At 63.8% G+C, this 25,567-nt stretch carries 26 protein-coding genes and 1 tRNA gene; 5 read left to right on the top strand and 22 right to left on the bottom strand.

All coding sequences use genetic code 11. The features are described from left to right. Positions 1 to 29: 29 nt before the first annotated feature. The 5 genes from rlmD to surE are packed head-to-tail and all read right to left on the bottom strand — an operon-like array spanning position 30 to position 5,019. Positions 30 to 1,478: a 23S rRNA (uracil(1939)-C(5))-methyltransferase RlmD gene (gene rlmD, locus AC1DFC_RS16030; protein WP_007830731.1), complete on the bottom strand. Its 1,449-nt coding sequence runs from the start codon at positions 1,476 to 1,478 to the stop codon at positions 30 to 32. A 30-nt stretch (positions 1,479 to 1,508) separates the two neighbouring features. Then, the gene (locus AC1DFC_RS16025; RefSeq protein ID WP_007830729.1) at positions 1,509 to 2,558 is read right to left on the bottom strand and encodes a sigma-70 family RNA polymerase sigma factor; all 1,050 of its coding nucleotides are present in this window, start codon (positions 2,556 to 2,558) and stop codon (positions 1,509 to 1,511) included. A gap of 4 nt (positions 2,559 to 2,562) precedes the next feature. After that, entirely contained in the window at positions 2,563 to 3,474 is a 912-nt protein-coding gene (locus AC1DFC_RS16020) for a peptidoglycan DD-metalloendopeptidase family protein (RefSeq protein WP_007830726.1), read from the bottom strand. Between the two features lie 11 nt (positions 3,475 to 3,485). Next, entirely contained in the window at positions 3,486 to 4,259 is a 774-nt protein-coding gene (locus tag AC1DFC_RS16015) for a protein-L-isoaspartate(D-aspartate) O-methyltransferase (RefSeq protein ID WP_042673016.1), read from the bottom strand. Between the two features lies 1 nt (position 4,260). Next, complete coding sequence (surE, locus tag AC1DFC_RS16010) at positions 4,261 to 5,019, bottom strand: 5'/3'-nucleotidase SurE (protein ID WP_007830722.1); 759 nt, start codon at positions 5,017 to 5,019, stop codon at positions 4,261 to 4,263. Positions 5,020 to 5,146: 127 nt separating this feature from the next. On the opposite strand from surE, the gene AC1DFC_RS16005 reads away from it, so the two are divergent. Then, positions 5,147 to 6,133 (top strand): NADPH:quinone oxidoreductase family protein, encoded by a 987-nt coding sequence (locus AC1DFC_RS16005; RefSeq protein WP_007830720.1) that lies wholly within the window; start codon positions 5,147 to 5,149, stop codon positions 6,131 to 6,133. Between the two features lie 86 nt (positions 6,134 to 6,219). Here the strand turns inward: AC1DFC_RS16005 and AC1DFC_RS16000 are convergent, their stop codons facing one another. Then, positions 6,220 to 6,564, bottom strand: a complete 345-nt coding sequence (locus AC1DFC_RS16000) for an H-NS histone family protein (protein ID WP_007830718.1) — start codon at positions 6,562 to 6,564, stop codon at positions 6,220 to 6,222. 291 nt (positions 6,565 to 6,855) lie between these two features. Further along, positions 6,856 to 6,931 (bottom strand) — tRNA-His (locus AC1DFC_RS15995). A gap of 275 nt (positions 6,932 to 7,206) precedes the next feature. Between AC1DFC_RS15995 and AC1DFC_RS15990 the strand changes: the two genes are divergently transcribed. Both AC1DFC_RS15990 and AC1DFC_RS15985 read left to right on the top strand, forming a co-directional pair. Beyond that, positions 7,207 to 7,455 (top strand): GlsB/YeaQ/YmgE family stress response membrane protein, encoded by a 249-nt coding sequence (locus tag AC1DFC_RS15990; protein WP_007830716.1) that lies wholly within the window; start codon positions 7,207 to 7,209, stop codon positions 7,453 to 7,455. Between the two features lie 40 nt (positions 7,456 to 7,495). Further along, positions 7,496 to 7,831: a hypothetical protein gene (locus AC1DFC_RS15985; RefSeq protein ID WP_007830714.1), complete on the top strand. Its 336-nt coding sequence runs from the start codon at positions 7,496 to 7,498 to the stop codon at positions 7,829 to 7,831. A gap of 16 nt (positions 7,832 to 7,847) precedes the next feature. On the opposite strand, the gene AC1DFC_RS15980 is transcribed toward AC1DFC_RS15985, so the two are convergent. The 7 genes from AC1DFC_RS15980 to AC1DFC_RS15950 all read right to left on the bottom strand — a co-directional run bounded on the left by AC1DFC_RS15980 (position 7,848) and on the right by AC1DFC_RS15950 (position 18,030). Next, on the bottom strand, positions 7,848 to 8,522 hold the full coding sequence (locus tag AC1DFC_RS15980) for a histidine phosphatase family protein (protein ID WP_007830713.1): 675 nt from the start codon (positions 8,520 to 8,522) through the stop codon (positions 7,848 to 7,850). A 116-nt stretch (positions 8,523 to 8,638) separates the two neighbouring features. Beyond that, a complete protein-coding gene (locus AC1DFC_RS15975; RefSeq protein ID WP_007830708.1) occupies positions 8,639 to 10,555 on the bottom strand; it encodes a SurA N-terminal domain-containing protein in 1,917 nt (638 codons plus the stop codon). Between the two features lie 257 nt (positions 10,556 to 10,812). After that, positions 10,813 to 11,280 (bottom strand): hypothetical protein, encoded by a 468-nt coding sequence (locus AC1DFC_RS15970; protein WP_478179579.1) that lies wholly within the window; start codon positions 11,278 to 11,280, stop codon positions 10,813 to 10,815. Beyond that, positions 11,280 to 11,609: an STAS-like domain-containing protein gene (locus tag AC1DFC_RS15965; protein ID WP_478179578.1), complete on the bottom strand. Its 330-nt coding sequence runs from the start codon at positions 11,607 to 11,609 to the stop codon at positions 11,280 to 11,282. The genes AC1DFC_RS15970 and AC1DFC_RS15965 overlap by 1 nt, the downstream gene beginning before the upstream one ends. Next, on the bottom strand, positions 11,596 to 12,729 hold the full coding sequence (locus AC1DFC_RS15960) for a hypothetical protein (protein WP_478179577.1): 1,134 nt from the start codon (positions 12,727 to 12,729) through the stop codon (positions 11,596 to 11,598). The genes AC1DFC_RS15965 and AC1DFC_RS15960 overlap by 14 nt, the downstream gene beginning before the upstream one ends. A 391-nt stretch (positions 12,730 to 13,120) precedes the next feature. Beyond that, a complete protein-coding gene (locus AC1DFC_RS15955; RefSeq protein WP_478179576.1) occupies positions 13,121 to 13,468 on the bottom strand; it encodes a hypothetical protein in 348 nt (115 codons plus the stop codon). Then, positions 13,465 to 18,030, bottom strand: a complete 4,566-nt coding sequence (locus AC1DFC_RS15950) for an RHS repeat-associated core domain-containing protein (protein WP_478179575.1) — start codon at positions 18,028 to 18,030, stop codon at positions 13,465 to 13,467. The genes AC1DFC_RS15955 and AC1DFC_RS15950 overlap by 4 nt, the downstream gene beginning before the upstream one ends. 309 nt (positions 18,031 to 18,339) lie before the next feature. On the opposite strand from AC1DFC_RS15950, the gene AC1DFC_RS15945 reads away from it, so the two are divergent. Next, positions 18,340 to 18,627 (top strand): hypothetical protein, encoded by a 288-nt coding sequence (locus AC1DFC_RS15945; protein ID WP_478179574.1) that lies wholly within the window; start codon positions 18,340 to 18,342, stop codon positions 18,625 to 18,627. Between the two features lie 197 nt (positions 18,628 to 18,824). Beyond that, positions 18,825 to 19,331: a hypothetical protein gene (locus AC1DFC_RS15940; protein WP_478179573.1), complete on the top strand. Its 507-nt coding sequence runs from the start codon at positions 18,825 to 18,827 to the stop codon at positions 19,329 to 19,331. 31 nt (positions 19,332 to 19,362) lie between these two features. Here the strand turns inward: AC1DFC_RS15940 and AC1DFC_RS15935 are convergent, their stop codons facing one another. From AC1DFC_RS15935 to AC1DFC_RS15900, 8 genes are read right to left on the bottom strand one after another with little or no spacing between them, the layout of a single operon-like run. Continuing rightward, a complete protein-coding gene (locus AC1DFC_RS15935) occupies positions 19,363 to 19,908 on the bottom strand; it encodes a hypothetical protein (protein ID WP_478179572.1) in 546 nt (181 codons plus the stop codon). Then, the gene (locus AC1DFC_RS15930) at positions 19,901 to 20,443 is read right to left on the bottom strand and encodes a lysozyme (RefSeq protein WP_478179571.1); all 543 of its coding nucleotides are present in this window, start codon (positions 20,441 to 20,443) and stop codon (positions 19,901 to 19,903) included. The genes AC1DFC_RS15935 and AC1DFC_RS15930 overlap by 8 nt, the downstream gene beginning before the upstream one ends. Then, positions 20,440 to 20,772, bottom strand: a complete 333-nt coding sequence (locus AC1DFC_RS15925) for a hypothetical protein (RefSeq protein WP_478179570.1) — start codon at positions 20,770 to 20,772, stop codon at positions 20,440 to 20,442. Before AC1DFC_RS15925 ends, AC1DFC_RS15930 begins: the two co-directional genes overlap by 4 nt. A gap of 18 nt (positions 20,773 to 20,790) precedes the next feature. Next, positions 20,791 to 21,024, bottom strand: coding sequence for a hypothetical protein (locus AC1DFC_RS15920; protein WP_478179569.1), 234 nt, complete (start codon positions 21,022 to 21,024; stop codon positions 20,791 to 20,793). A gap of 2 nt (positions 21,025 to 21,026) precedes the next feature. Further along, positions 21,027 to 22,919 (bottom strand): hypothetical protein, encoded by a 1,893-nt coding sequence (locus tag AC1DFC_RS15915; protein WP_478179568.1) that lies wholly within the window; start codon positions 22,917 to 22,919, stop codon positions 21,027 to 21,029. Continuing rightward, positions 22,912 to 23,322 (bottom strand): hypothetical protein, encoded by a 411-nt coding sequence (locus tag AC1DFC_RS15910; RefSeq protein WP_478179567.1) that lies wholly within the window; start codon positions 23,320 to 23,322, stop codon positions 22,912 to 22,914. The genes AC1DFC_RS15915 and AC1DFC_RS15910 overlap by 8 nt, the downstream gene beginning before the upstream one ends. After that, a complete protein-coding gene (locus AC1DFC_RS15905; protein ID WP_478179566.1) occupies positions 23,319 to 24,320 on the bottom strand; it encodes a hypothetical protein in 1,002 nt (333 codons plus the stop codon). The genes AC1DFC_RS15910 and AC1DFC_RS15905 overlap by 4 nt, the downstream gene beginning before the upstream one ends. Before the next feature lie 2 nt (positions 24,321 to 24,322). After that, entirely contained in the window at positions 24,323 to 25,558 is a 1,236-nt protein-coding gene (locus AC1DFC_RS15900; RefSeq protein WP_478179565.1) for a hypothetical protein, read from the bottom strand. Positions 25,559 to 25,567: the final 9 nt, after the last annotated feature.

Raw genomic sequence — 25,567 nt, 5'->3', positions numbered from 1 at the left:
AAGAAAAAGGGCCCGGAAGGGCCCTTTTTTCATTCCAGCTCGAAGACTGCAATCGACTCGACGTGCGCGGTGTGCGGGAACATGTTGACCACCCCCGCGAAGGTGCAGCGGTAGCCCGCCTGGTGCACCAGCAAGCCGGCATCGCGCGCAAGCGTCGACGGATTGCAGCTCACGTACACGATGCGCTTCGGCGGTGTCCAGCCATCGGTTCGCAGCTCGGGCTGCTGATGAAGGTCGGCCATGGCCTTGGCCAGCGCGAAGGCGCCTTCGCGCGGCGGATCGACCAGCCACTTGTCGGCACTGCCGTCGGCCACAAGCATTTCCGGTGTCATGTCGAACAGGTTGCGCGCCACGAAAGTGGCGGGCGACAGTGCCCGCCGGGCCGACGTCGCTGGCTGATTCCTGTTGAAGTTGTCGGTTGCGCGCGCCACCAGCGTGTCGCTGCCCTCGATGCCCAGCACCTCGCGAGCCCGGCTCGCCAGCGGCAAGGTGAAGTTGCCGAGGCCGCAGAACCAGTCGATCACGCGCTCTTCGGGCTGCACGTCGAGCAAACGCAGTGCCTTGCCCACCAGCGCCCGATTGATGTGCGGATTGACCTGCGTGAAGTCAGTGGGCTTGAATGGCATCGTGACGTCGAACTCGGGCAGCCGGTATGCCAGCGGCGTGCCGCCCTCTTCCAGCAGCTTCACGGTGTCCGGCCCCTTGGCCTGCAGCCACCATTGAACGCCCTCGTTCTTCTCGGCAAAGGCCTTCAGCCGATCGATGTCTGCGCGCGAGAGCGGTTCAAGATGCCGCAGCACCAGCGCGATGGTGCCGAGCCGCGTTGAGTCGGGGGCGTCGCCGCAGGCCAGTTCGATCTGCGGGCAGGTTTCGCGCGCGTCCATCGAGCCGATGAGCGCGCGCAGCGGCATCAGCATGTCGCTGACCTGCTTCGGCAGCACGGGGCACACCTGCATGTCGGCCAGGTAGCGGCTCTTGCGCTCGTGGAAACCGATCAGCACCGTGCCCTTCTTGACCACGTGGCGTACCGAGAGGCGCGCGCGGTAGCGGTAGTGCCAGGTCGGCCCTTCGAGCGGCCGCAGCAGGTTCTCAGGCTTGACCTTGCCGAGGTGCCAAAGGTTGTCTTCCAGTGCGCGCTGCTTCACGGCCACCTGGGCGGCCGCATCCAGGTGCTGCATCTTGCAGCCGCCGCAGGCGCCGGTGTGCAGGCCGAAATGGGGGCAGCCCGGGCGCACGCGCTGCGACGATTCGCGGCGGATGGCCGTGACCGTGCCCTGCTCCCAGTTGTTCTTGCGGCGATGGACATTGAACTGCACTTCCTCGAAAGGCAATGCGCCTTCGATGAACACGACCATGCCGTCGGCCTTGTGCGATACGCCCTGCGCGTCGAGGTCGAGAGACTCGACCTGCAGCCACTCTTCACCGGGATTCGTGGGGACTTTCGCGGGGGCTTTGTTTTCTTCGATGGATTCCGTCATCCCCCGATTGTCTCAGCGTGGCCGAGGCAGCTAGAACAGCGCGTCGCGCTCGACGCCAGCGCGGGCCAGTTGGCGGCGCATCTTGGCCAGCGCCTCGTTCTGGATCTGCCTGACGCGCTCGCGCGTGAGGCCGAGGCGCACGCTCAGCACCTCCAGCGTTTCGGGCTCGCGGTCGTGCAGGCCATAGCGCCCCTCCAGCACCTCGCGTTCGCGCGCATCGAGGGCGAGCACCCACTGATCGAGCAGGCGCTCCACCTCGTGCATGTGCGTCACGTCGGTCGGGCTGCCCTGCCCGTCCTCGGAAGCCACGGTGTCGGCCAGCGTGAAGCCCTCGTCCCCGCGCGCGTCACCCGCGTCCAGCGAGCGCGGGGCTTCGGACAGGGCCAGCAGGTCGGCCACCGCCTGCACCTCGCGGCCGAGCAGCGCGGCGATGTCTTCCACGCGCACGCCATCGGGCCGGTGCGCGAGGAATTCGGCGTCGCCTTCGAGTGTGCGGCGGGCCCGCAGCACCTGCTGCAGCTCACGCACCACATGCACCGGCAACCGGATCGCGCGCGCCTGCGTCATGACCGCGCGCTCGACGGACTGGCGGATCCACCAGGTCGCGTAAGTGGAAAAGCGAAAACCGCGTTCGGGCTCGAACTTGGTGATGGCGTGCATCAGGCCGAGATTGCCTTCCTCGATGAGGTCTGACAGCGGCACGCCACGGCCCAGGTAGCTCTTGGCGATATTGACCACGAGCCGCAGGTTGTGCTCGATCATCGATTGCCGCGCCGCGAAGTCGCCGGCTCGCGCGGCGCATGCGGTCTGGTATTCCTGCGCAGGCGTGAAGAGTTCGGTGCGACGGACCTGGCGCAGGTAGATGGTCAACGCATCCGCCCCCTCGCCGCCGATTTGTTCGCTCACAGTGCCTGCAGGCAGCGCGCTGTCCACCGCTGGTGGTTCTTCTAAGCCCTCTTCCGGTGGCGGGTGAACGCTCTCACCGTTGAACTCACGACAACCATTGTCGGGAGATGGGTTGCCCCTGCCCGCCAACCCGCGCACGGGCAACAGCGTGCGGCGGGGGCGGGAAGCAGCCATGGCATCACCGGCCAGGCAGGTAGCGCGAAGGGTCGACGGGCTTGCCCTGGCGGCGGATCTCGAAATGCAGCTTCACGCGATCGGCGTCGCTGTTGCCCATTTCGGCGATTTTCTGGCCCTTCTGAACCGACTGGTCTTCCTTCACGAGCAGCGTCTGGTTGTGGGCATACGCCGTGAGGTAGGTGTTGTTGTGCTTCAGGATGATCAGGTTGCCGTAGCCACGCAGGCCTGCGCCCGCATAGACCACGCGACCGTCGGCGGCGGCCAGCACAGGGTCGCCCGCCTTGCCGCTGATGTCGTAGCCCTTGTTCTTGGCCTCATCGAAGCCCGCGATCAGCGAACCGCTCGCAGGCCAGATCCAGCCGATGTCTTCATCACCCACATTTCCGCTGCCGGGACCGGCCGGCGAAGCCGTGACCGGCGGTTTGGTCGTCGCGCTGCTGGCGGGCGCCGAGGGCACCACCGCAGGCTGCGGCGTCACGGGCTTCGTGACCACACCTTCGGGCGAAGCGGCGGGCGGTGTTGCAGGCGCGGCCGCGACGACCGTTCCCGAACCTGCCGGCGGAATCACGCGCAGCACCTGGCCGACTTCGATCAGGTCGGGGTTCTCGATGCTGTTCCAGCGAACGATGTCCTGCCAGCGCTGGCCGGTGTCGGCACCGATGCGGCGAATGGTGTCGCCGGGACGCACGGCGTAGTAGCCGGGCTTGCCATAGTTTTCGATGCCGGCGAGCGGCTTGCCGTTGGCGTCGGTGGTGATGGGCGGGCCGCCGGGCACTGCTGCGCCAGGCGCGCGCGACATGGTGCCGCGGTCTTCGACCGGCGCCGGCCCGCGCGGTGTGGAACAGCCCGCGATCACGAGCACAAAGGCCAACGTGACGCCAGCGAACCAACTCCGATTGCCAAAACCCTGCATTTGTTATTCCTTCAAGCGATGCCTGATTTTAGGGGGACAAAGTGAACCGCCTCAAGAATGAGGCGCTCCAGTCCCCGCGGGGTCTTGTCGATGACGACAAGGGCCTGGCCACCACTTGCGGAATGGGTCGGTGCCACGATGCGGCCGCCCACCGCGAGCTGCGTAATCCAGGCCTCGGGCACGGCTTCGCCGCCAGCCGCGGCAATGATGCCGGCGTAGGGCGCGCCCTTGGCATAGCCGATCATCCCGTCGCCCAGCATCAGGTGTACTGTGGCCAGCCGGAAGTGCCGCAGATTGGCGCGCGCGCGCTCGTGCAGGCCGCGCAGGCGCTCGATGCTGTAGACCTCGGTGGCCACATGATTCAGCACCGCAGCCTGATAGCCGCAACCGGTGCCGATCTCGAGCACGCGGCCGAGCTTGTCCTGCGGCTTTCCAGCCAGCGCGGGTGCGCCCATCAGCAGCTCGATCATGCGGGCCACCACGTTGGGCTTCGAAATGGTCTGTCCCAACCCGATCGGCAGGCTCGTGTCTTCGTAGGCTTGGTTGACCAGCGCACTGTCGACAAAGCGATGCCGCTCCACGGCGCCCATTGCGCGCAGCACCCGCGGATCGGAGATGCCCTGCGCCGCGAGCCTCTGCACCATGCGCGCGCGCACGGCATCGGAAGCCATCGAAGGCGTGGACGGCACCATGGGCTTGGCCGGCACGGCGGGCATGCGCCCTCGCGTGGCGGCCGAAGCGGTGGGTGTCAGGCGAACGGGGAAACTCGGCCGCTGCGTGGCCATGTCAACTGCCGAGACGGGCCACCGTCTCGCGCCATTGGCCAAGGTTGGCGTGGTCGGTCAGGTCGATCTGCAGCGGTGTCAGCGCGATGTGGCCGGCTGCGGTGGCATGGAAGTCGGTGCCTTCGCCGCTGTCCTTGGCGCCGCCTGCGCCGGCGATCCAGTACATGGTTTCGCCTCGCGGGCTGTCCTGGGTGATTACCTTCTCCGCCGCATGGCGGCGGCCGAGCCTGCAGACCTTGACGGGCTTCAGCTCGTCGAAAGGCAGGTTCGGCACGTTCACGTTGAGCAGGAAGGCGGCGCCTCCCAGCATGCGCTCGCGCTCGATCTGCTGCACCAGCCGCCGCGCCACCTGGGCGGCCGCATCCACATGCGCCCAGCCCTTTTCGATCTGCGAGAACGCGATGGCCGGAATGCCGAACAGGTAGGCCTCCATCGCCGCGCCGACCGTGCCCGAATAAATGGTGTCGTCGCCCATGTTGGCGCCGTTGTTGATGCCGGAGACCACCAGGTCGGGCCGGTAGTCGAGCAGGCCCTTGAGCGCGATGTGCACGCAATCGGCCGGCGTGCCCGTCACGTAGCGAAAGCCGTTGTGCGCCTCGCGCACATAGAGCGGTGCCGCCAGGGTCAGCGCGTTCGATTTGGCACTGTTGTTGTGCTCGGGCGCGACCACCTCGACATCGGCGATGTCCCTGAGCGCGTCATGCAGTGCGACGATGCCCGGCGCCTGAAAGCCATCGTCGTTGGAAATTAGTATCTTCATGGTGTCCTGGATGCCCGGGATTGTAGGCGCCGGGTGCGTCGCAGCAGGGACAAGCCCACCCTGCCGCGCCGCCTATCATCGCCCGCATTCTTTGGCCCCATCCGACTCACACGAAGGAGACTCGAGCATGCACGCATGGCTTTGCGAAAACCCCACCGGCGTCGACGCGCTGACCTGGAAGGAACTGCCGACCCCGACCCCGGGCCCGGGCCAGGTGCTGATCGAAATCAAGGCTGCGAGCCTGAATTTCCCCGATCTGCTGATCGTGCAGAACAAATACCAGATGAAGCCGCCCCTGCCCTTCGTGCCGGGCTCCGAATACGCGGGCGTGGTCCAGGCGGTCGGCGACGGCGTCACGCACCTCAAGGTCGGGCAAAACGTGGCCTGCCTGTCGGGCACGGGCGGCTTTGGCACCCACACACTGGCACCCGCGGCCTTGTGCATGCCGTTGCCCGAAGGTTTCGGCCACGTCGATGCCGCGGCTTTCATCATGATCTACGCCACCTCGTGGCACGCACTGATGGACCGAGCGCAACTCAAGGCCGGCGAAACCGTGCTGGTGCTCGGCGCGGCAGGCGGCGTGGGCACGGCGGCCATCCAGATCGCAAAGGCTGCCGGGGCCAGAGTGATTGCTGCAGCCTCCACCGATGAAAAATGCGAGCTTTGCCGCTCCATCGGCGCCGACGCGACGATCAACTACACGACGCATGCACTGCCCAACGGTTTTCGCGATGCCGTCAAGGCCGCCACCGACGGTAAAGGACCGGATGTCATTTACGACCCGGTGGGGGGTGATTTTGCAGAGCCCGCCTTTCGCTCCATTGGGTGGCGCGGCCGTTATTTGGTTGTCGGTTTTGCGTCCGGCCCGATTCCATCACTGCCATTGAACCTGACACTGCTGAAAGGCGCTTCGCTGGTCGGCGTGTTCTGGGGGGATTTCGCCAGGCGCGAGCCCAAGGCCAATGCACAGATGATGGCCGAATTGGCGCAGTGGTACGGCCAGGGAAAGATCAAGCCGGTGATCGACAGCACGATGCCCATGGCGGAATTGAAGGCTGCCTACGCCCACATGGGCTCGCGCGGCGTCAAAGGAAAACTGGTGATGGTGAACTGAGCGCACCACCGGCGAACGCCCAATAAAAAAGCCCGCGCATGCGGGCTTTTTTATTGGGCCACAGCCCGGAGAAGCCGGGGGGGCGCTTACTTGATCTCGTACTCGGAAAGCGACTTGCCCGCAGCCAATGCCTCGGTCACCCAGCGCGGCTTGCGGCCACGGCCACCCGACCAGGTTTCGCCCGTCGGGCCGCGGTATTTGGCGGCAGCCTTGGCGGGCGCGACGCCTGCACTGCGCTTGACGGCGCCCGCACGGCCGGTGAGTTTCAGATCGGAGGCCGTCAAACCGTATTCGGCGATCTTCTTGCGCAACTCTTCGACCACGCCCGCGCGTTCCTGGTTGCGCAGGTCTTCGGCCTGCTTGCGCAATTGCGCAATCTGCTCGTCATGCTTCTTGATCTGGGAATTGATATCGGCGAGGGTCGAAGCCATTGTTGGACTCCTGAAAATTGAAAACGGGTGGATTTTAATTCAATTTACATTTGCCACAAGCATCCTGCCGGGCGAAAAAAACGGCGGCACATTGCGTCATTGCAACAACTCGCAACATAAAGCCATCCGCGACGGGCGCTTTATATACGGGCAAGACGAGAAAAAAAGAGAGAAAAGGGGAGCGGCGCGCGGACAGAAGAAGATGCGGCGCCCGGAAATGACAACGCCGGGTAAACCCGGCGTTGTGGTCCTTTTTGAGCGCTATTGCGCAATAGCACAAAGGAGATATTTTGGGGTGGCTGATGGGACTCGAACCCACGACGACCAGAATCACAATCTGGGACTCTACCAGCTGAGCTACAGCCACCGTAGAGCCTACGATTGTAGCGTTAAAAATCGCTGTTTTGACGAAGGCAATCAATGGCGAGGCTCGAAAGCTACATTTCGCCTCCCCGCCGGGGTCGGCGCCGGCGCTTCGATGCCTGTCGCGGTCGCGGTGATCGGCAAAAATTCTCGCCCGCCTGTCCGATCTTCATCGCCGGCACCGACAGGCATATCGCTCCGCTATCATGAATGCGACCCGCGCCGACGGGCATGGCTTCTGGCCATCTCCACTTCATCACATCTCAAAGGAATTTCTTCATGAGCATCGTCTGGACCATCCTGATCGGGTTCGTCGTGGGTCTTGTGGCGCGGGCCGTCAAGCCAGGCGATGACTCCGCCGGCTTCATCGTCACGACCATCATCGGCGTCGCCGGTTCGCTGATCGTCACCTACGTCGGCCAATCGCTGGGCTGGTACACCGCCGGCCAGGGCGCGGGTTTCATCGCATCGGTGCTGGGCGCGATCGTGCTGCTCATCATCTACGGCCTGATCAAGCGCAAGAGCTGATGCGAAGAATGGGCCGTGCCGCCTCACGCGCACGGCCATCATGATGCCCCGCAAAGCGCGCGCCAAGCATCATGTCTACGTGGTCGAGCTCGATGACCGCGTATGGAACAACCGCCGCTTCAGGCGGGCCAACCCCGACTACCAACTCGGCAAGCCCTTCGTCTACGTCGGCATGACCGGCCTGGACCCCGACATCCGCTTCGACAAGCACAAGGCCGGCATCCAGGCCAACAGCTTCGTACAGGAGTTCGGCCTTCACCTGCTGCCGGCGCTCTACGAACGCTACAACCCCATGACCTACGAGGACGCGCGCCTGATGGAGGTCGATCTCGGCATCGCGCTGCGCAAGGCCGGCTACGGCGTGTGGCAGGCCTGACGCGGCGGCAAGTACTTCAGGAGTAGGTGACCCAACTTTCGTAGGCAGGGCCGTCCAGATGCGGCAGCGTGTTGTAGGTCACGAGCATGTGCCGCTTGGGTGTAAAGGCGAACTCGGTCACCGACGTGTTGCGAATACGCAGGTTGAGTTCGATCGTCGTCTCCGCGCTCGTCCCCAACACATGGCCCACCGCCGTGCTGATCGGCCCTCCGCTCGACACCACCAGCACCTTTGCGCCATGGTGCTTACCGCGGACATGGTCGAGCGCCGTCGTCACGCCCGCCATGAAGTCGACATAGCTCGGCATTCCGGCCGGCGTCGTCCTGCCCTGCATCCACGCGCCCAGCCCCTCGCGCAACAGGCGAAAGTGATGGCGGTACATCTCAGGCGAATCGGGCTTCTCCAGCTTGCCTTCGTGGATGGTGGCGATGACCGCCTCGCTGTCGTATTCGTTGAGGCCGGGCCACGGCAGCACGTCGTCGCGCTCCAGGCCGAGGCCCTTGGCGATACCCTCCCAAGTCTGGCGATGGCGCTTCAACGTGCCGGTGATGACGGCATCGAACTTCATGCCACGCTCGCGCCAGTACTCGCCGAGGCGAACGGACTGCCGGTGCCCGAGTTCGCTCAGGTTGTCATAGTCGGCAGCGCCAAAACTGGCCTGTCCGTGGCGCACGAGATAGAGGGTTCCCATGCACGGGATTCTGGCAAGAAGCCGAGCCGCAGCTTGTCCCTCGGGCGACCGATTCATGGGGGCCAAAAAAAAGCCCGAGCGGTCGGCTCGGGCTGTCTCTGGCAACGCTGTGTACGTCAGCGGCCCGCGGCGGGCGGCAGCGGCTCCGTCGGCTTCGGCACCAGGATCTCGGCCTTGAAACGGTCCTTCAGCAGGTTGTAGTACGCGGCGTCTTCTGCGGCAGCCACGGACTGGCCGACCTGTGCCTGTTCCTGCTTCGCGAGTTCGGGCGCCGGCGGCGTGCGCGGAACGACCTTGGTCACGCGGACCACGGCATAGCCCTGCGAGCCGAGGTCCACGCCCACGAGTGCGGGCAGCTTGGAAGGGTCGGCACGCAACGCGGCATCGATGACCGGCAGTGGCTGCGACTGCGCTTCGCGGCGCGAAACGGTCAGAGGCGCGCCGAAAGTCGCACCGTCCGCCTTGGCAGTCCACGCGGCGAGCTTGGCTTCGCCTTCGGTCTTGGCGAGCACCGAGGCGCGTTCGGCAATGAGTTGCGCACGGATCTTGTCCTTGACGTCGGCCAGCGGCACCGGATGTCCAGGCGTGTACTTCGTCACGCGGCCCGATGCGAGTTGGCTCGGGCCGACTTCGATCGCCTCGGTGTTCTGCTTGCGTTCAAGCGAATCGGTTGCGAAAAGCGCGCTCAGGAAATTGCGGCTGGCCATCGGGCCGGTGCTGCCCGGTGCGGGCACGCGCGCAACATTGTTGGCCGTCTGGATCGTGAGCTTCAGCTTCTCGGCAGCGGGCTTGAGGCTGTCGGGCGACTGGTAGACGGCGTCGGTGAATGCTTCGGCGGCCTTCGCGAACTCCTGCGTGGCCTGCTGCGAGCGCATGTCGTTCTCGATGGTCGCGCGCACCTGCTCGAAAGGCGGCACCACGGCCGGCTTGATGTCGGTCAGGCGAATGATGTGATAGCCGAATTCGGTTTCGACGACGCCGCTGGTTTCGCCCTTCTTGAGCGCGAACATCGCGTCTTCGAAAGGCTTGACCATGGCGCCCTTCGTCACGAAGTCGAGGTCGCCGCCCTTCTCCGCCGAACCCGGGTCCTGCGAATTCTTGCGTGCAACGTCGGCGAAGCTGGCAGGCGACTTCTTCACTTCGGCCAGCAACTGCTCGGCCTTGGCCTTGGCCTTTTCGCGATCCGCCGCGGGCATGCTGGACGGCGCGGTGATCAGGATGTGGCTTGCACGGCGCTCTTCCTTGGTGCCGAAGCGCGCGGCATTCTGTTCGTAGTAGGTCTTGAGGTCGGCCTCGTTCACGACGACGTTCTTCTTGGCCGCGTCGAGGTCGAGCACGAGGTATTCGATGCTGGCCTGCTCGGGCGCCTGGAACTGCGCCGTGTGGCCCTTGTAGTAGGCCTCGATGTCGGCATCGCTCACCGTCACCTTCGAAGCAAAGCTGTCGGGGCCGAAGCGCGCCACCTGGATTTCGCGGCTGTCGTAGAAGGCATTGATGGTCGTGGCGGCCAATGCAGGCGGCGTGAAGGCCGTGCCGGAGACGCCCAGCAGCACCTGCTGCGTTGCCATGTCGGAGCGCACCGAAGCTTCGTACTGCTCCGGCGTGCGGCCGGTCACGCGCTGGAAGGCCTCGCGGTCGAACTTGCCGTCGGGTGTACGGAACGCGGCCAGGCCCGGGTCCTGCGCGAAGATGCGCGACAGGCGCTCTTCGGACACCGTCATGTTGACCTTGGCCGCCGCGGCGGCCAGCACGCGGTCGCGCACCATGCGCTCCAGCGTGGCGTAGCGCAATGCATCCGACTCGAGCAAGGTCGGGTCGACGTTGGGCGACTGCTGGCGAATACGGTCCGTCTCAACGCGGTGCTGCTGATCCCATTCGGGCTTCGTGATGTCGTGCCCTTCGATGCGGGCGACCTTCTCGTCGCGCCCGAATCCCTGATAGCGCTCGACGCCGAAGAACACGAACGAGGGAATGATCAGCAAGAACAAGAAAATCATGACGACCTTGTTGTACTTGCGGAAGGTATCAAACATGCTTGAACACTCTTTTTCGACGGCTGTCGGACGGCAATAAAAAAGGCGAACTTGCGGTTCGCCTTTGCATCGGGTGGGTGGTGGGTGCTGAGGGGCTCGAACCCCCGACCTACGCCTTGTAAGGGATTACATTACCCTTATAAATCAACGACATAGAAGACCCGCCAACCAGTCGCTACCAACTGAGGCGCGTAGCGACCGCAGATTCTACCGCCCGCCCCAAATAATCCCGCCGCATCTACGCGAGCAGCGGCGCCTCAAAGCTTGTAGCGCATTCCCGAGAGGGCTTCTCGCACCGCCTGCGTGGCACTGAACATGGCACCGACCCGGGCATCATCCACCGCGAGTGCATCATCCCGCTCGATATCCAAATGGCTTGTGAGGGCTTGGCGGAAGCTGATTAGCAGTCCACCATCGAGCGCGGGCTTGCCTAGCTGCATGAGTTGACCATTCACGGCATTCCATTGCATGGCGAAGGTGCGCATGTCCATGCGAATGCTTCTAGCCGTCTGGAGCCCAGTCGAGCTGGGGGCTCCATAGTAGGTAGTTGCCAATTTGAACAATGGGTCAACAAGTGTGGCGAGCTTCTCAACGTCCGCCAAAATCAGCTTGGACTGGGCCTGCTTTCGGTCGCTCCAGTGCTTGAAGACGAATCCCCCTGCGGACTTTGCCACCTGCAAAAGCACGCCGCCGGAAATCAATCCGGTAACGAAGCTCCAGTCCATCAATGCTTGTTTCTCCGCTGCGCATCCTTGATGTACCCGACGATCTCATCGATCAGCGAAGGGTCTTCCTCTGACACGAATTTCAATCTCGTAAGAAGCACTTCCGCGTCATGCCCGGCGCGAACCAGCCCACCGAATGCCTCCTCCAAGAATGAGGACCCATATCCTTCAGTCTCGTCCAAGTTGATGATCACGTCCCCATCTTGCGCGAGACAGCGCTCAAGAATTTTTGACCTGAAGTTTTCCCCGCTCACGTCTCCGTCTGAGATGTATCGTCCGGCTGGGACCCGGGAGAAGTCTTTTGCGATTGAGACTCTATGCGTCGTCATGGTGATGACTTTCTTCCAATTCGGTGGAATCCACTACCAAATCTAGGGGCAGTTCCCACTTGATCAACGTACCTTCGATGAAGTTCTCGTCGTTTTCAATCGATTCCTTGTTCGGCTCGTATCGATATCGACCGCATCGACTGAAGATTGTGAGCGCACCGGCACCCACTTTTGTAATGATTTGATGAATATCAAGTAGCCCCTTGCCCCGGTTGTCTTGGCCCGTGCGACTGCGGCCGAGTTCCACGGCTGCCTTGATCATCTGCGCATCATCGGGCTCGAAGCCGGGGAGCAGGGCCAATACCCCTCGAATGTGCTCCCAAGTGTATTGGCGATGCAGTGTCTTCGGGATACCCACACCGGCGTCGTAGAACGTAAGTTCAAATGTTTTGCGCTTCTTGCTGAGCTGCGCCCCCAACCACCAGCGCCCGCGGAGCGACTTCCAGCGCAGTTGCTTATTGTGGTACGCATGGTGCTGAACGTTCGCCATGGCCTCACTCAAAGCCCGGAACACCATCCGCCCGATCTGCTGCGGCATGGCGAGGTCATCCCCCAAAAGCTCGTCCCGGAGTTCTGGAATGCAGGAGCTTCGCATGACGGTATCGCTCTTGCACTTCACGAACCTCGTGACCGACCCGCGCCGCCCTGCCAACGGTCTGGAGCGAACTCGCAGAATTTTGAAGAAGCCACTCTCGCTGAGTAACCGCTCCACTCGCGGAAGCGCCGGGTAGGTTCCGGTGATCTTGTCGTTTCCGTAGCTCAGACGTATCCGGTGCATGAGAGCCAAAAGATAGATGAGGCTCTCGGAGGAAATGCGTTCAGTGTCTTTAAAAACGAGTCTGAGCCGATGGCCCGACTTGATGAGCACCCTGACAGTTTCGAAAAATGAACAGGTGGCTTCGCGGGCCGAGATCAGATCAAGCACCTTTGGGACCGGAAAATCATTCCACCCTCCGCCGACAGAGGCAAAGGGCACGTTGCCGAAATCACCAAAGGGAACCCGAGGCAATCCGAGCCTGTTTCTCTCTTTCCGCTTAGCCCTCTCTCGCAGTCGAGCAACGAATCTTTCCGCCTCTAGTCGCTGACGTTGCGCCCCGTCCACCTCGCGCGGCTTTTTCATAGTTGTCCAATGTTACCCGTCGTAACGACTATACCTTTCTCGCTAAGGTGCGGCGGTGTGCAGGGGAGCAGGTGCCAGCGGCCGTAGGGTGGAGGTTCACTTTCAGCCAGGACCGATGCGACGAGTTATCAGGTACGTGGACAAACCGGAGCCGGGATGGTTCGCCGAATCGCCCATCGAAGCAGACCAAGGTATGCCAAACATCGAGTCCGCCGACAACGGATGGCAGCTATCAGGATGCGATGGTCGCGGGCCTGTTGACGCTGTAGGTGATGGTCAATTACCTAGACCTTGGCCCACGCAAAGAGACGCCAGCCGCAGCCACGAAGCTGTAAGAACGTGTCATTCAGAACACACCTTAGCTGAATTACCGTGGCCTGCCGCCTTCGTTTTAGGGGGTCTTCATGTATCCGTCGTTTTTCCAAACCAGATCGGACGAAGAGATCCCCAAGGTTGTTGAAATCTGCTCAAGTCGAGCCTCCCAGTCATTCAAGCGCGAGGCAAAGAAAACCTCCGTCGTGTTTGAAGGGCGACTCTTGTACTTGCTGAGATAGAAGCGGAAGCCGTCGCTTAGCTGTAGGTATCCGACCTCGAATTCATCGAGATCGTCAAGCTCCGTGTGTAAGCTGAAATTGAGTTTTGATGCAAGTGCAGGCAAGCTCACTTGGAACGTCGCAACATGCGCGACATTGAAGTCGAATGAGTTCGCGTCGAGCTGTGAAATTAGGTTGCTTGTCATGGTGCAGTCCTTGTAACAGTTACCGGCACACACGCCAGATCCCCCACTGGAATGACTCCCGGGGAACCGAGGTGCCAATAGACAATGGGGCCGTCCGACGAGGGGCATACGGAAGTCTTGAATTCAATCCCCGATTGACCTGGCGGAAGTGGCCCCGGAAACGCTTTCGCAGAAGGTATAGGGGACATACCACCTCCGGCCTGACGCCGTCCCCCACCGCAAATCATTCCGCTCGCCACCTGTGCTGCGACATCAGCACTTGTTTGACTGGGCGACGTGACACGATGATAGGTTCGATCACTGCAAGGGTTCGAGCTTTGCGCAAGGCACCAGTCGCCTACCGCGCTACCGAGTGCCCCGACCGCTTTGTTGCCAATGATCCCGCCCAGTGTGGCGCCGACAGCAGTTCCGCCCGGACCAAGAAAACTTCCGCCAGCGGCACCTATTGCGCGCCCGCCCCATGTGCCAATCGCTCCTCCAATCGCTTGCCCAATCGGATCCAGGCCATCCGGATCAACGTAGCTCAACGGATTCCCCCCGACGTATCCAAACCGATTCCATCCCCCATCGAGCTTGATCGGATCAGGCTGACTGTACCGCCCCGTTCTGCTGTCGTAGCTGCGGAAGTAGTTGTAGAACAGCCCCGACTCTTCATCCGCATACTGCCCCGGATAGCGCAGGTTGAGCTTCACCTCCGAGATGCTGGTCGTCCCCGGATTCGGCGTTGTGTCGAGGTTGGCAAAGCGGTTCTTCGCCGTGCTGGGCTTGTCTTCTCCGAACGCGCTGTAGCCCCACTGCCAGACCGCTTGGCCATCTGCGTTGGTCAGCTTCCTCGGGGTGTTCAGATGATCGCTATGAACGGCATATGTGTTGCCGTTGATGATGGCCGCCACCGGCATCGGCCCATTGCCTGTCGGCAGGTAGACGTAGCTGGCCTGCCCCGCACTGTGGGTGCCGCCGCTGCCCACCTCCGCGATCAAGCTGCCCTGCTCGTCGTAGGTGTAGGCATAGCCCAGCTGCTCGGCCTGCGTCGTGCTCGGGTTCCACAGCTTCGTGAAGAACGCGATCAGGCTCTGCATGAAGCCCGGGTCGGCTTCATCGCCCTGGCTCGGCGGATACAACGGCTCCGTCTTGAACACCCGCTGCCCCAGAGCGTTGTGCGCATAGCGCGTGGTCGGGCTCGTGTCGGTGGCGCCTGTCGTTGCCGCAGCCAGCCGCCCCTCGGCGTCGTAGGTGTAGCTGCGCAGTCCATCCGTGAGCAGGTCGCCGTTGGCGTTGTAGCCGTAGGCCACACTCGCGCTGCTCGATCCATTGATGGTCTGGCTGAAGCCCGTGAGCTGGTTGCTGGTCGAGCCCACCGTGTAGGTGCGGCTGGTGGTCTGCCCGTTCAGCAGTCGCGTGCTGCTGGAGCGGTTGCCGTTGGCGTCGTAGCCGAAGCCGGCCGTGTTGCCCGTGGCGTTGAAGCTCACGATGCGCCCCACCGCGCTGTAGCCCACGCTCCAGGTCACGTCGGCATTGGCGAGGGTGCTGTGCGTCGGATCGGTGTCGCCGGGCTGGTAGAGGTTCTGCGTCAGGCTCGTGATGCGCCCGGCTGCGTCGTAGACGTAGCTGCTGAACTCGGTGGCGGTCATCCGCCCGGCGGGGTCGTAGCTGCGGCTGGCCGCGAGGCCCGGGCTCGCAAAGGCCCATGTCCAGCCGGTGGGCTGGCCCAGCGGGTTCCAGGCGATGCCGCTGACGAGGGGGTTGCCGTTCAGGCTCAGGCCCGTCAGACGACCGGTGCTGTCGTAGCTGTGGGTGAGCGTGCTGCCGTTGGGATAGCCGATGCTCGCGAGCGTGCCGTTGGCGTTGTAGCCGTAGCTGACCTGCTGCACGCTGCCGTTGATCAGCGTCTGCTTCTTGAGCGTCACGCGCCCGAAGGCATCGCGGGTGTACTCGGTGGTGCCGCTGCGGTCCACGATCTCCGACAGATAGCCCTTGCCGTTGGCCGTGAGGTCGTAGCGCAGCGTGGTGGTCTTGCCGTCGGCAAAGACCAGACCAGTCGGGCGGCCCAAGGCATCGCGCGTGATCGTTGTCGCCTGGCCCAGGGCGTCGGTGATCTGGCTGGGCAGACCGAGGTTGTCGTACTGGGTGCTGGAACCGCCTGTGTCTGCGCTGCTCTCGGCCGTGGTGTTGCCCTGGGCGTCCCGGGCGTAGCCGGTCACCACGCCCTTGAAGTCCTTGGCCTCGGTGACGGAATCCAGGGCGTTGTACTTGAGGGTGGCCGTGGAATTCGCCGCGTTGAGTACTGTCTTGACACGGCGCAGGCTGTCCAGGCTGTAGTTGGTGCTCTGGTTCAGTCCGTTGGTCTGCGTGACCATTTCGCCGTTGGCGTCATAGCCGAAGGTGTTGGACTGATTGGCACCTTCGGTCTTGGCGGACAGGCGGTTGATGTTATTGACGGTGCGCGCCACGCTCCATGCGACGTTGCCTGAGCTGTCCTTGATCTGCTCGGCGGTGCGGTTGCCCATGCCGTCGAGGGTGTAGGTGCCGGACTCGCCTCGGTTGTTGCTCCAGCCGATCAGGCGATGGGCAGCGTCGTAGGCGTAGGTCAAGACGAGGCCACTGGGTAACGAAACCGTCTCGACGGTGCCGTAGGGCTTGTAGGTGAGCGTGGTGGTCTGACCGCCGACGCTCTGGGTCAGCAGGCGGTCGCGAAGGTCATAGGTGTAGGTTGTGACGAGGCCGTTAGGGGCGGTGGAGCTCGCCACGCGATTGGCGGTGTCGTAGGTATAGCTGGTGACGTGGCCCAGCGCATTGGTCGACGTGAGCGCATTGCCCCGGGTGTCGTAGGTGTAGCTGGTGATTGCGCCGTTGGGCTCAGTCTGAGAACTCGTCAAACCTTGGGCGGTGTAGGTCCATTGCCAAAGTTGGGCCTTGTTGGTCGCAGTGTCGGTGATCGTCTTCGACAGCACGTTGCCCACGGCGTCGTAGGTGTAGGCGGTCGTGCGGCCAGCCTCCGTAATCAGGGCCGGCAATGAGAAGGTTGGATGCCACGAGGTGGTGACGGTCTGGGCCTCCGGGGCGCCAGAGGCACGGACCACAGTGAGTGGCAAGCGGCGTGCAGTGTCCCAGGTCGTGTTGGTGGTGGCGTTGTTGAAGTCGGACTGCGAAGTGATCAATCCATTGTCGTCCTGCGTTCGCCGATACGCATCCACTTTGCCTGTGCCTGCAGGCAAGGAGGCGGACTTCACTGCAAGCATGTTCGCGATAGTTCCAAAGCCAAAGCTGCGACTGCTCCCGAGGGGATCGACCACCGACACCGAGGTGCTCGATGGATAGCTCACCTGATAGCGCTCGACGCCTCCGGCGTGCTCGGAACTGATGGCGCGCCCTTGGGGGTCGTAGGCGAACGTGGCGAATCGCGCACCGTTCTCATCGAGAATGCCGGTGAGGGCTTGCGGGATCGTTGCGCTCTCATAGAGGTAGGTGCGGGTCTTGCCGTCAGGTGCGACGACGGTCACCAGCCGGCCTGTGGTGTCGTAGAGGTAGCCGACCGTGCGAGAGTCAGGCCCCGTGACGATGGTCAGCTGACCTGCACTGTTGTAAGTCAGGATCAGCGTGCGTCCGAAGCCATTGGTGATCGTGGCGATCTGACCGGCCGCGTTATAGGTATAGGCAACGCTCCAGCCGTTACGCTGAACCGTAGTTTGCAGCGTGCCCGCTCCGTCGAAGTTGTAGGTCGTGTCGCTATCAGTTCGGCGCCAAACCCAAGCGCCGCCTGAGGTCTGCGTCAGGGTATCGGCGCTGTTGGTTCCCTTCCAGCTTGCGCTTCCAACAGGAAGAGTGAAGAAACGCGAATAGCCATCGCCCGTCGTGATGGTGACAACGGTGCCGCCCATGGACTGCTGGAACTGGATGGCGTGATTATGGCTCCACGCCACGCCCAGAGCCGTGGCGCTGCGGCCTATGCCTGGCCCCTGTGCCCAGAGGCTGCGATAAGTGCGCACGAAGGTCAGCGGCGCAGCGCCCCCATCGGCGAAATCCACCTCTCTTTGCAGCTTCTCGCCCGTGGCAGGGGCGATCGGATTGCCAAGATTCGCGCCATCGATGCTGCCAGCGCTGGCGCTGTCGTAGCTGTCGTCGCTTTGGCCTGGTGGCTTGGGACAAGACTGAGGAGTCGGCCGTGGCGGAATGATGGCTGCATAGGTCCCGCAAAAGTTTCCTTTTCTATCGGAATCCCAGTACTGAGACCAGTTTGGTTTGCAGGCAGGATTGCGTGTTCCATAAATGTTGAAAGAGGCGTGCTGCGCAACCCCCTGACATCCGCCGGGAGAAGGCGTCCCCCAGAAGAAATAAAGACCGCGCCGAGTCCATACCGGTTGATTCGAGTCGATGAACCCATCACGAGTGAGTACGACTTGGTCTCCCGTTGTGTAGGAGAACTCGCAAACTGATGAGGTACCGCTCGAAAAATAGGCGGCCTGCGTGTTTTGAATGGCTCCAGCTTCGGTTGGCGCCGATGCTCCATAGCCAGTTGCGTATGACCAATCCGAGAACGAAGCAGGCACGGTGTCGCAGACCATGTTTCCCTTCGGATTGAATTGCTGACAGGAGGTGGCGAGGGACTGCGCATGCCCTGATGCCAGGAGCAACCATAAGAACACGCTCCCACCTACTGCGCGCACCCACCCACCGACGGTTCCCCACGTCCTTAGCGTCCTCATCGCACCTCCCTCATGCTTTCTCGTTTGCGCACCCGAACATCAACGCTTCCCTCTTCGCGAAGCGCAATGGTCGGGATTTCTCGTGAACGATGAATCACCTCTTCAGGTGACGCGCGCCGCCATGCAGCGCGCTTCGTACAAGTTGTTTCAGATTAGCCGAAAGACCACATGCCGACAAAGACAAATCGGCAGCGCTGGGAGTGCGACCGGCAATACAAACACAAAAGTACGCAATCCTTCAGGAATGCTGTTGTCGGTGAACGACTGTTGAGCGGCGCGGTCGCGTGCGCGAACCCGTCATTGCCCGTGCTCGCATCCCCTTCCGCACTGATCGCAAAAGTGCTGCGGCAACTCCCGCTACGGCGCCATCAGCGCCCGGTCATTTTTGAGCGTGCCCAGCAACAGCTCTACCTCGGCATCTCGCTGCTCATCGATGACTCGACCGCTTCGAAGTAGCGCTGCACCTCGTGCAGCCAGATCGCCGAGGATCGCGGATCGATCTGCGACACGCTGGCAAGCAGCGGGGTCGCTTGCGGCTTGGTCCCGATAATATTGGCGGCAGGTTTGGTGGTGCATTCCCGTGACCAAGGAAGAGCGAGCGGCCAGTGATCCCGAGCCCACCCTGGCCGTGACGAGCCGGCATACTTCGTGGCATGACCTCCACCTCCCGCCGTCGCGGCTACCTAGGCATCCTCACGCGGTCTTTCGGTGCAGCAACTGCTTTGTCGTTGCTTTTCATGTTGAGCACAGGGGTTTGCGCTGCAACAGATCCACCGTCGCCTCCAATGTCCATCCACACAGATGTCTATTTTGAAGCGCTCGAAACAGTCCTCTCCGAAACAGAACGAGCACGCCTGGCACAACTGGCCGAGTCTTCTAAGGCGCAACTGAAGGCAACGAGAATCTGCGCTTTTTCAACGACCCACACAGTTGACACGCAAGTGCATTTGAAGCGGACGCGGGAGCAAGTACTTAGCGACTATCTGGAGGCCATTGGAATCCCGGCAGGACTGTGGGATGTCTTCTTTGTGGAATCCGAACAGCAATTGGTCACACAGGGCAAGACTGGGAACTCGTGGATAGATGTTGGCTTTTCCGAATGTTTGCATGGCGAGCGTCTCCAACGCGAGAGAACCCCCGGTAGTTTCAAGCCGAGGTAAGGCTCTGTAGTTGGAGTCATCGACTGCGCTACTACGGCGCGAGCAGCGTGCGATCGTTCGTCACGGTACCGAGCAAAAGCTGCACTTCGTTGTCTCGCCCCTCAACAACAAGTCGGCCTCGTTCAAGAAGCTCTCGACTTCGTGCAGCCATGGCTGCGAGGACTGCGGATCGATCCGCAACACGCTGGCAGGCGGCGGGGTCGCTTGAGGCTTCGTCCCGATCACGGGAGGCGAAGGCTGTGAACTGCTCGCGCATCCGCTCAGCATCGCTGGCAGCAGCGCGGCGGCGACTGTCGAGAGCAGCCAGCTTCTTTTCGTAGGCATTGACGTTTTCCTGTTGAGCTTTGGCATGGGCGACCTGCATCGCAATCACGCGCTGCAAGTCATCGAGTGCGGCGAGCGCGCGACGGGTGTTTTCGGCTTGCCTGTCGAGCTTTTCGTCGGACAGGGCTTTCTTCGCTGCGGAAACATCGGCCCTCGCTTCGAGCACCTGGGTGCGTTCCACAGCAGCGGCAGCCAGCGCGCCGAGCAGCAGCGCGCCTAGCACCCAGAGCATTGGGGTCTTGAGGTCAGGCATTGCCGCGCCCCCAGTTCAGGCACAGCTCGGCCTCGGTGCCGCGCCGGTCGATCAGACCGGGCAGCTTCACGAGCTGCCCATTCACCCGGCCGTTGACCCAGCGCGCCAGCTCGTTGCACCCGCCCTCGATGTCGCCCGCGTTGAATTTCCTTCGCAGCGTCGAGTTCAGCGTCGCATCGTTCGCGCCAAGGTTGTAGAACCAGTCGATCAACGCGGCCTGCTGCCACATGTTGAGCTGGTCGAAACCCACGATGTAGCGACGCGCCGCGGTCTCTGCGATGGCCAGGTGCTTACGCTCAAGGGCGCCGCACTCGGCCTCCGTGTAGCGCTTGCTGGGGACGACCTCGGGACCGGTCACGCCACGGCACACGGTCCATACGCCGCCCGTGTCCTTGTAGGGCACCGACAGCACCGTCCCGCCAGCCTGTTTGATCGTCGGCCCCCTGCCCTCGTACCAATCCTGCAGCACGCCAGCGATGGCGAGAGCACCGGCGCCACCGGCCACGATGAGGCGATTGCGAAGTGTCGGATTCATTTCGGCGACGCTCCCGACTTCACGGCCGTCCAGGCCGCAGCCACGGCGGCGCCGAGGCCGATGATGGCGCTCAGCGGCTTCGCCAGCTTCCCCACCCAATTGAGCACCTTGAAGGCTGCCTTGAAGCTGTTGAAGCCATCGACCAGCTCGGACGTGTTCGACTCGACGCGCGCGGTTGCATCGGTGTTCTCTTTGAGGCTCCGCTCGATGCGCGCCATGCGCTCGTCGCCTGCATCCAAGCGCGTATTGATTGCCGCCATCTCTTTGTTGGATTGCGAGCCAGGCTCAGCCGGCTGGATGCCGCTGTCCGCGGTTTTACTGATTTCCATATGTGTATGCCCTCTCGTTTAGATTTCAATCAACACAACGGGCATCGACGGGGCCGCGCCCTCGATGACGCCATCGCGCACAAATACTTGGTCACCCACCGCGCCCGATCCGGCGCCGCGGGCCATGAGGACGCCGCCGCCAGGCAACACAAGCCGCGCGACCTCGCCCTCGATGGCGGTGATGGTTGCGATCTGCAGCGGATAGCTCGGCAGCAGGGCCAGCAGCGCGACATAGGGGTTCGTCGATGCCACGCTCAGGCCTCCACATGGGTTTCGAGGGTGATCGACTGGCGCAGCACGGGGCGCTGCCAGTTCACCTGCACATCGCGCACGAGGCCGAGGAAGGTCTCGGCGCCCTCTTCGTACTGCACCAGTCGGTTGGGCAGGATCACGCCCGTTTCCGGGCGTACCTGAAGACTCAAGGTCACATCCGCCTGCGCACCGGTGTCGGAGAGGATCGCCAGGCCGCGTTGCATGACCGCGTCGCTGTGCGTGATGAGCGGGTGCGTCACCATCTCGGCCACGCTGTCGCCAGCGGTGCCGCTGCGCGTGATCTGCCCCAGAACGCCCGCCGCCGTCGTGCCCGCGACGAATGCACGGTTGTAGTCAGGCTGGGTCTTGAGCTGGATGCCTTCGACCGCGACCGCCGCGGCCGGCAGCACGTAGTCGGGCACCAAGGTGTTCCACCGCCACGGCGCCGCCGGGTAGCGCGGCAGCACGCGCAGCGTCGCATCGGTCGCATGTGGCTGCACGATGGCGCCGGCGGCGCTCGCGATGTCGAGCACCGCGCCGATGTGGCTCCCTTGATAGGCCCACGTCCCGCCTGGCACCGCCCAGTCGATCAGCCCGAAGTCGATCCCCCAGCCGATGCCCACGCCGTTGTAGGTCAGCGCCAGGTCGAGCAGTTGCGCCACACTGCGCGCGGCGGCCGAAGCGTGATTGAGTACCGGCGCATAGGGCGCATCGAGCACGGCTGCACGCCCTTTGCCCGTCACCTGCACCTTGCCATCGGCAAAGCGCCGATCACGACCGCAGTCGGTCGCGCTCAGCCGGTACGGCACGCCGTTGACCGTGGCAAGGATCTCCACCGGCGCGGCGTGGATGCCGCGGCGGATGACAGGCCACGCCGCGCCCGGCAGCGTCGCGCTCCATTGCCATGTCCACGAATCGGCCCCGAGCCGCATGGAAAAGGCCAAGGCCTCAAGCGGCTCGCCGCTGTCGAGGCGCACGAGGCTGATGCTGTTCTGCACGGTGTAGACCTCCAGAGTGGGCACGACGACGGGTGCGCCGCTGCCCGGCGGCGGCCGGTGCCGCTCGCAAACAAAGATGAGCGTGGTGCTGTAGCGCTGGCGTTCGCTGAAAACCAGCGTGGTCGAGGGCACGTAGCAGGGATCGACCTCGGGCGGCACGACGACCGAGCGCCCCGGCAGCGGCGCCATGGCCGCCTGCCAGCGCGACACGCGGCCGACATCGAGCTGCAGAGCGGCGCCGAAGCGGCCGGTGTGACGCCCCTGCGCGCGCACGGCTTCCTGCCAGCTCGCGCGCACGCCACGGCGCACGCGCTCGGCCTCTTGGTATCGCACGCCGAGGGGCGCCAGCGCCAGGCGCTCGGCCTCCTGCCAGCGAATCGCTGCTGCCGAGCGCGCGCGCGTCGCCTCCTGATGCCGCAGGCCCGTGCTGGCTTCGAGCTGCTGCGCTGCCTGATGCCGCGCCGCTGCGCCGGCACGCACGCGCTGCGCCTCTTGCCACACGGCCGACAAGCCCGATGTCCGGGGCGTGGCCTTCTGCCAGCTGCTCACACGGCCCACGCGCGCACGCTCGGCGTTTTGATGCTTCGCTACCGCGCCGCCTTCGATCTGCGCGGCCACCTGCCAGCCGCTCGACACCTTGCCCATGAGCGGACGGGATACGGCACTCGCATACCTCGTGGCCCCGCTGACCATGAAGGCGGGCAATGGGATGACGCCGGCGGCCGTCGCACGCGGCGGCATAGTCGCCATCGCTGCGCCGAACACCATGAACGCGGGCAACGCAATGCGCCCGAGCGCATAGGCCCCGCCGCTGACTGGTTCGTCGGCCTCGCCGAACACAAGGATGTTCGGTGGCCCATCGGCAGGCCCCTTGCGAAAAACAAGATCCTCAACCACCGATGACCACCTCGCCAAGGAAGAAGGTGCCGCCCTGGTAGAGCTTGGCCTCGGGGTCGCCTTCGGGCGGGTTCTGCACCACGAGCTTGACCTGACCCGCGCCCGAGGGGCCGCTCATGCTGAAGTCGGCCACCCAGGTGCCATCGGCGCGCTCCACCCTGCCCCAAGTCGCGACGCCGGTCGCCACGGCCAGGTCACCAGCGGTGTCGGCCTGCACGAGCCGCAGGCGACCCTCGGCCACCTCGCCCGCAGGCAGTGCGAGCACGGCCGCGGCCAGCAGCGTGGCGATGGCGCCGCCTTCGACCGGTTGCACGCCGCCGCACGCCAGGAACCGCGCGCCCTCCCCCAGGAACGCCACCAAGCCCGGCCCGCCCAACATGGCATTGATCGCGAGCACGTTCATGGCATCAGCTCCACCTTGCCATTCGCCAGCGTCAGCCCGTCCGTGACAACCGCGCGCTTGCCGTGGTCGAGGTAGTAGGCGAAGACCGAGTAGCTCTGCAGCTCGTCGACGTACTGGAAGTCATAGTTCCCGTTGGCATCGCTCCACAGCTCGCGAAGCTGCAGGCCATCGACCTCGCGGACCAGCCGCACGCGGCAGGGATAGGGCTTGTTCTCGGGATTCGCGTAGTCGAGCGTCCGGCCGCGCACCCGCCCGATGCCCTGCCCGAGCACGCCCGTGAGATGGTCTTTGCGACCGAGCGCAAATCGCCGTTGCACCGTGCCGCCGTAGGGCGGCATCGCGCCGCTGCTCACCACATGGGCCGGTGCGCGGATCACCGTCTGAATTGGCGCCGGCGCGATGTCTGAAGGAACGAAGGTGAATGCCTTGATGGCGCCCACAGCCACATCCTGCGAATACATCTCGTACTGGGGCAGACCGAGAAACAGCTTCACCGGCTGCACGACATCGATTGGCGCAACCACCAGCTCCCAGCCGGCGGCATCCACGCGCAGAGCGAAGTCGAGCCGGTTGACCTCCTGCCCGAGACGCTTGATCCGGCCCTTGAAGATCGACACCGCGCCGGCACGCTGGAACAGCACGCCGGTGGACTGGCAATCGCCCCCCGGATGAAACGTCGTCAGCGCTTCCGCTCGGACGCCGAAGCCGTACATGCGGTCCACGCTTGTGAGCGCGTAGGAGGCCGTGCTCGTGGTGGTCGGCGTGACCTTGTAGGGCGCGAACCCGCCCTCGCTGCAGAACATGGCCGTCGTCGAACCGCCCGTGTAGGGCGATGCCCCGAGCGTGACGACATAGGGCACGTCGTCGCCGTCGAGCGCCTGCAGCGTCGTGGCGTCCGAGACACCCAGCGCCTGCGCCCAGGCCGAATAGCGCTGCGCCGGCGTTGCCGAATCGGCCACGTCGATGGCGTAGCTGAAGCGACCGAAGGAGACGTTCACGCTCACCGCCACGGCCCCGTGATGTCCATCAGCGTGATGCCTGCACTGCCCGACACCGCCGGGTCGCTGCTGTAGGCCGTGCCGACCGACAAGGCCATGAGCTTGCGGCCAGCCATGTCGCCGGTGGCCGGCACGATGTCGCGGTGATTGATCTGCCCGGAGACGGTGGTTTGCGGGATCGTCAGGACGCCCGGCACTTCGCAGCGCGGCTCTGGATACACGGCATCGAACGAGCGCAGATACCGCCGAGAAAGTCTCAGCTTCCCGTCAACTCTCCCCGGGAAAGCGCCGAACGTGCCATCCAGTCCCGAGACCGCCGAACCCGCGGCCCCGGTATAGGGATAAGACGCCATGCCATAGGCCGACCCGAGCCCAGAAACGCTGCGAGGCGTGTAGAGCTGCAGCCCTGCGTTGTCGAACACCGAGTTGCTTGGATTGTTGGCCCAACTGGCAGGCGAATTCGCATCGAAGTAGGCAGAGAGCGCGCAGGCGTAGGGATCGCCACTGGGCCGCAGCACGTTCATGTCGCCGAACCCGCGCAGCGCGCCCACGGTGAAGCGGTCGAAGGTGCCCACGCCGTTGCCCTGGTAGGCCGAGACGTGCAGATAGAAGGTGCGACCGTCGCCCACCAGCAACCAGCTCACCGGGTTGGTGTTTGCGACCGCCGATTTGCCCCATGCCCCACCGCCGGGAATCACGTTGTTCAGCGGGAACACGCCGACGCCGGTCGAGATGTCGCTCATGGACTCGTAGCCGACGACGCGGCACATCAGGGTGCCGGTGTCGTCCATGCGCAAGTACATGCCCGTGCTGGCCGGGTCGGCGCTCTTGTAGGCGCCCAGGTTCGCGCCGCTGAAGGGCCGCAGCCAACCGAGCGGCGCCATCTTCATGGTGATGGTGCCGGAGGCAACACCGTCGGGCGCAGCGGTGGCGAACTGCACAGACCCTGCGTTCGGCTTCGCGATGATCTTCTGTTCGCCGTTGAGCGCGGTGAGCGCGCCCGTGACGCCGGCGATCAGCACGACGCTCTCGGGCGTTGCCGAATGCGCGCCCGTGTAGCTCGCCGTCGCCACCCCGCCCGAGACCGTGAGCGAGGTGAGCGCCTTGGTGTCGATGCCGGTCACGAGGCAGGCATACACCAGCGCCTCCATCGCGCCCGCCACCCCGTTGAGCACCGGCATCGCCGCGCCCATGAAGCTGCCGAAGTGCTTCACGCTTGTGTCCACTACTGAAACCATTGGATGTCC

Source organism: Variovorax sp. 10L421, from assembly GCF_056395365.1.
The sequence above is the reverse complement of the archived record's forward strand: the minus strand, read 5'-3'. Positions and strand labels throughout refer to the sequence as shown.